8 protein-coding genes are annotated in these 4,719 nt (G+C 73.2%); 3 read left to right on the forward strand and 5 right to left on the reverse strand.

The window, feature by feature from the left end; all coding sequences use genetic code 11:
• Positions 1-39: 39 nt before the first annotated feature.
• Both ABZ260_RS46865 and ABZ260_RS46870 read left to right on the forward strand, forming a co-directional pair.
• Positions 40-312, forward strand: a complete 273-nt coding sequence (locus ABZ260_RS46865; protein WP_355631297.1) for a hypothetical protein — start codon at positions 40-42, stop codon at positions 310-312.
• 139 nt (positions 313-451) lie between these two features.
• Positions 452-1,276 carry a PaaX family transcriptional regulator C-terminal domain-containing protein gene (locus tag ABZ260_RS46870; RefSeq protein WP_355631299.1) on the forward strand — a complete coding sequence of 275 codons (825 nt, stop codon included), beginning with the start codon at positions 452-454 and terminating at the stop codon, positions 1,274-1,276.
• A gap of 30 nt (positions 1,277-1,306) precedes the next feature.
• Here the strand turns inward: ABZ260_RS46870 and ABZ260_RS46875 are convergent, their stop codons facing one another.
• Positions 1,307-1,816 carry a flavin reductase family protein gene (locus ABZ260_RS46875; protein ID WP_355631302.1) on the reverse strand — a complete coding sequence of 170 codons (510 nt, stop codon included), beginning with the start codon at positions 1,814-1,816 and terminating at the stop codon, positions 1,307-1,309.
• Between the two features lie 95 nt (positions 1,817-1,911).
• Between ABZ260_RS46875 and ABZ260_RS46880 the strand changes: the two genes are divergently transcribed.
• Entirely contained in the window at positions 1,912-2,403 is a 492-nt protein-coding gene (locus tag ABZ260_RS46880; protein ID WP_355631305.1) for a hypothetical protein, read from the forward strand.
• On the opposite strand, the gene ABZ260_RS46885 is transcribed toward ABZ260_RS46880, so the two are convergent.
• The 4 genes from ABZ260_RS46885 to ABZ260_RS46900 are packed head-to-tail and all read right to left on the reverse strand — an operon-like array spanning position 2,393 to position 4,659.
• Complete coding sequence (locus tag ABZ260_RS46885; protein WP_355631308.1) at positions 2,393-3,151, reverse strand: SDR family oxidoreductase; 759 nt, start codon at positions 3,149-3,151, stop codon at positions 2,393-2,395. The genes ABZ260_RS46880 and ABZ260_RS46885 overlap by 11 nt on opposite strands.
• Positions 3,148-4,167, reverse strand: coding sequence for an LLM class flavin-dependent oxidoreductase (locus tag ABZ260_RS46890; protein WP_355631311.1), 1,020 nt, complete (start codon positions 4,165-4,167; stop codon positions 3,148-3,150). The genes ABZ260_RS46885 and ABZ260_RS46890 overlap by 4 nt, the downstream gene beginning before the upstream one ends.
• Complete coding sequence (locus ABZ260_RS46895; RefSeq protein ID WP_355631314.1) at positions 4,154-4,441, reverse strand: TIGR04076 family protein; 288 nt, start codon at positions 4,439-4,441, stop codon at positions 4,154-4,156. Before ABZ260_RS46895 ends, ABZ260_RS46890 begins: the two co-directional genes overlap by 14 nt.
• Positions 4,438-4,659 carry a TIGR04076 family protein gene (locus ABZ260_RS46900; RefSeq protein ID WP_355631317.1) on the reverse strand — a complete coding sequence of 74 codons (222 nt, stop codon included), beginning with the start codon at positions 4,657-4,659 and terminating at the stop codon, positions 4,438-4,440. The genes ABZ260_RS46895 and ABZ260_RS46900 overlap by 4 nt, the downstream gene beginning before the upstream one ends.
• Positions 4,660-4,719 lie beyond the last annotated feature (60 nt).

A 4,719-nucleotide genomic window follows, 5' to 3' on the forward strand; every position in this document is an offset into this window, starting at 1 on the left:
TAGTCTCCGCGTGCGGCGGGGCGAAGGTCGGCGTGAGCAGTGAGCCTGACCGCGGCCCGCTTCATCCAGTCGTACGCCATCGACCGGGTGATCGCTCTGCTGAACCTCACTTCTGCTCAGGTGCGGCACCGCGACCCATTCGAGCTCAGCCGCCGGGTGGAGCAGGCGTACTCGCCGGACGTCCTGCCGCTGGGTGAGATGGTCCCGGGATACGAGCGCAACAGGCAGGCGGCTCAGACCACCCTGGCCTGGCTGGAGGAGCGGTTCACCGTGCATCCGGTGATCGCCAACGCCATCCGCCGGCTTCTGTGAACACCGGGTGAAGATCTACGAGCGGCTGGTCGCCATCAGGGTCGCGCCGGTGCCGCTCCGATCGCCGGCCGCCCCCTGACCGGACTCAACGCCCCGCGCTGGCCCGGGAAGCGAAGAAACCGCATGGTAACATCGAAGCTTGCGTACAGATGGTGATGATCTCTTCGACGTGCAGCCGCAGAGCCTGCTGCTGACGATTTTCGGCGCCTTCCTGGAGCCTCGCACGGCGCCGGTGTGGTCGGGTGGCCTGGTCACCCTGCTCGACCATTTCGGGATCAGCACCGCGGCGGCCCGCATCGCGCTGGCGCGCCTCGTCCAGCGCGACCTGGCCGAGCGGCACCGCAAGGGGCGGTACGTCTACTACACGCTGACCAAGCGGAGCGTGCATCTGCTGGAGGACGGCGACGAGCGGATCTCCTCGCTCGGCGAGCGCCCCAGCACGGCCACGTCCTGGACGCTCGTCTGGCACACGCTGCCCGACAGCCGCAAGGCCGAACGGTCCAACTTCGTGCGCCAGCTCCGCTTCCACGGCTTCGGGCTCCTGCAGGACGGCATGTGGGCCTCACCGCGCGACTACGCGGTTGAGGTGACCGACCTGGTCGACAAGCTGGGCATCGCCGACGCCGTCACGATCTTCCGGGCCTCGCCCTCGGGGGACGTCGCCTCGGGGCCGCTGCTCGGCCATCTGTGGCAGCTCGACGAGGTCGCCGAGCGCTATCGCCGCTTCGCCGCCAAGTACGCCCCGCTGACCCGGCCGCCGCGGATGTCGCCGCAGGAGGCGTTCGTCACCTGCACCGAGATGATGCAGGCCTTTCGCTCGTTCGCCGACATCGACCCCGAGCTGCCCGAGGAGTGGGCGACCCACGCCGAGGCGCGCCGGGAGGCGATCGCGGTCTACTGGGAGGCGCTGGGCCGGCTCAAGGAGCCGGCCGCGACCCACTTCCGCGAGCTGACCCGTACGTGAGGCGGGCGAGAGCGGGCCTGGCGCGCCCGCTCAGGCCGGCTCGCCGGACGCCAGCCGGTGGTAACCGCTGTTGAAGAACAGCAGCGGCGTGTCGTGCTCGTGGTGGGTGCGCACGACCTGGCCGATGACGATCACGTGGTCGCCCTTGCGCTGGGTGGACTCGACCTCGCAGATCATGCCCGCGAGCGCGCCGCGGATCACGGGCAGGCCGTCCACCAGCTCGAAGGCGGGGTCGTCCACGGCCGGCTGCGATCCGGCGAAGCGCCGGGAGTGCTCCTCGTGCTGCTCGGCGAGCACGCACACGCTGAACCGGCCGCTGCGCTCGATGGCCGCGCAGGTGTTCGAGCCGATCTTGAGGCAGACGAGGATCAGCGGCGGCTCCAGCGACACCGACGTCAGCGAGTTGACCGACGCGGCGTAGGGCCGGTCCTGGTCCACCGTGGCCACGATCGCCACGCCGGTGACGAAGCGGCGCATCACCTCGCGCAGCAGGGCCGAGTCGACGGGTACGGAGCTGGGCCCAGGGGGCGACATGCCCATCCGCGGCTCCTTTCGCAGTGGCCCCTCAGGGGGCGCATCAATAGATTACAAGGCAGTATTGTGCACTGTCTATCATCATGGCTAGGCTGCGGGATGTGCCAGATCGCCACATCATCCTGCTGCGACGGCTGCTCGCGGCGTACTACCGGCCCAAGGGGCTCCGCCTGGGCATCGTGCTGTCGAGCGGGTGCGCCGACGACGACGTCGCCGCCGCCGCCGCCGACACCCTCACCGCACACGGCCAGCCACCCCCGCGCCGGCTGGCGCGACTGCACCCGCGCCCGGGAGAGCCCGGCCCACGCCCGGCCGACATCGCGGACTTCCTGCGCAAGTACGGCCACGAGTACGCCGCCGCGTGGCTGCCCGCGCCCGCCGGCGAGGCGGACCTCGCCTCGATCACGGCCGCGGCCAGGGGCGCTGGCTGCGCGATCGGCTGGGACCTGACCGGCGGCGGGCACCCCGGCTCGGGCGGCGAGGCCCGGCTGCGCGAGTGGGGGATGGACTTCGCGCTCTGGTCGGCCCCGGGAGACCTCACGGGCGAGGTGCGCGTCTACACCCGCGAGCCGTCCGCGCCGCTCAGCCGGTGAACTCGCCGCCGGTCAGCCAGACCGTCTGCCCGGTGACCTGGTCGAACTCCGGGAGTATCAGCGCCACGACCGTACGCGCGACCTCGCGCGGCGCGGGGAAGCGCGGCAGCGCCATCCGCCGCCGCAGCGCCTCCGAGAGCTCCCGCAGCGCGGGATCGTCCGGCTCGGCGGCGTCCGGCTCGGCCACCCGGCCCGGGGCCACCACGTTGGCCGTGATCCCGTTCCTGCCCTCCTCGGCGGCGACGTAACGCGTCAGCGCCGACGCCGCCGCCTTGGCCGCCGCGTACGCGCCCATGCCCGGCATGGGCCGGGCCATCAGCGCCCCGGAAACGAAAACGATCCGGCCGAAGCCCGCCGCCCGCATGCCGGGCAGGGCCCGCCGGCACAGCTCGTGGTGGGCGCGCACGCCGTCGAGGTGGCGTTCCAGCGTGCCCGGCTCGACGTCCGCCACCGCCGCGACGCCTGCCGCACCGGCCGGTTCCGCGGCGTTGACGAGAATCGTCACCGGTCCCAGCTCGGCCTCCACGGTGGCGAAGAGCCGGTCGGCGGATCGCGGCCCCGGCAGGGCCGCGCACACGGCCAGGCCGCCGCACTCCCGGGCGATCTCGGCGGCCGGTCCCGCGGAGCGGTGGCAGTGCACGGCCACCGCCGCACCCGCCGCGGCGAGCCCGGTGGCGACGTGCCTCCCGATCGCGCCGGTCCCGCCCGCGACCAGCGCCACCCGCCCCGCCAGCGGCCCTGCGGTCACGGCGCCACCTGGGCGCGCAGGCTGGGCAGCACGCTCTCCCCGAAGATCCGCATCGCGTGGGCGGGGTCGGGGCCGAGCGGCGGGCCGAAGGAGATGTGCCGCGCTCCCGCGGCGAGCAGCGCCTCGCACTGCTCCAGCACGTCGCGGGCCCCGCCGACGATGCCCAGGCTGAGCATGGACGACGAGGAGAGCACCGCCCGGGTCGCCTCGTCCAGGCGCCCCTCGTCCACCAGCGCCTGGGTCCGGGCGAACTCCTCCGGGTCCAGGCCGTGGGCGGCGAGCGCGTCGGCCGACAGCGAGCCGCTGTAGCGGGCGATGAACCTGGCCAGGGCCCGGCGGGCGCGCTCGCGGTCCTCGTCGAGCGAGCACCAGACGCACGCGGCGACGTCCAGCTCGGCCAGGGTGCGGCCCCCCGCCTTCGCCCCGCGCCCGATCTGCTCCATCGCGTTGAGCACGTGGCGCGGCGGCAGGCACAGCGGCAGCGCGCCATCGGCGTGCCGCCCGGCCAGTTCGAGCATCTTCGGGCCCATCGCGCCGATGTAGATCGGCACCGGTCGCGGCGACTCGATGTGGGCCTGCTCGTGCCAGCCCTCGCCCGCGCCCGGCAGACCGGCGGGGCTGCGGCCCTCGGTGAGCGCGCGGATCGCCACGACCGCCGTACGCGTGTGCGGCACCGGGGGCGGCGGTGCGATCCCGGCGCGGCGGAAGAAGACGTCGGAGCCCGCGCCCAGCCCGAGGATGAACCGGCCGGCCGACAGCTCCTGATAGCCGGAGGCGAGCTGGGCAAGCTGGACGGGATGGATCGACACCGGGTCGAGCACCGCGGAACCGACCTTGATCCGGCTGGTCGCCGCGAGCATCGCGGCCAGGCTCGCGACCCCCGGCCCGCCGAACAGGTCGTTGCCGGTCCACACCTGGTCGAAGCCCATGGCCTCGGCGCGTACCGCGTGCTCGGTGATCTCGGCGATACCGCCGCCGACCCGCACGCTGAAGATCGGCCCCTCATGCTCGGCCATCGTCGCCTACCTCCTCCAGACGCATGATCAGGTTCTCCGGCGGGTCGGGACACGCGGCGAGCGGGCGCCCGGCCAGCCAGGCGTCGCCGTCCGGCGCGGCGAGTCGCCCGTTGAGCAGCGACGTGGCCGAGGCGATGGCGTAGAAGCAGAAGTGCCCGCCCGGTGGTAGCGACACCCCCTCCGGACCGACCTCGAAGTAGTCGCCGACGCGCAGCTCGCACGCCGAGTAGTTCATGGACGCGACGGTGCAGCGCACCCTGCGGCCCGCGCTCACGGCGCCCCCTCCGTCCGGTCCACCCGCTCCAGCCGCATGACGACGGCGTCTGCCGGGTCGGGGCAGCAGATGAAAGGCTTGCGCTCCAGCCAGTGGTCGGCGGGCAGGTCGGACAGCCTGGACTCCAGGACCGGGAAGACCGCGGCCATGGCCTGCAGGCAGAAGGGCCTGCCCTGGGGCAGGGCGGGAAACCAGGAACCCAGGAACCCAGGAAACATGGTGGTGTGTGATGAGCATGGAAATGGCCGCCTGGCATTCGCTGTACGGCGCGATGAACG

The sequence above is a fragment of the Streptosporangium sp. NPDC006013 genome, from assembly GCF_040614275.1.
Classification (GTDB): Bacteria; Actinomycetota; Actinomycetes; order Streptosporangiales; family Streptosporangiaceae; genus Streptosporangium.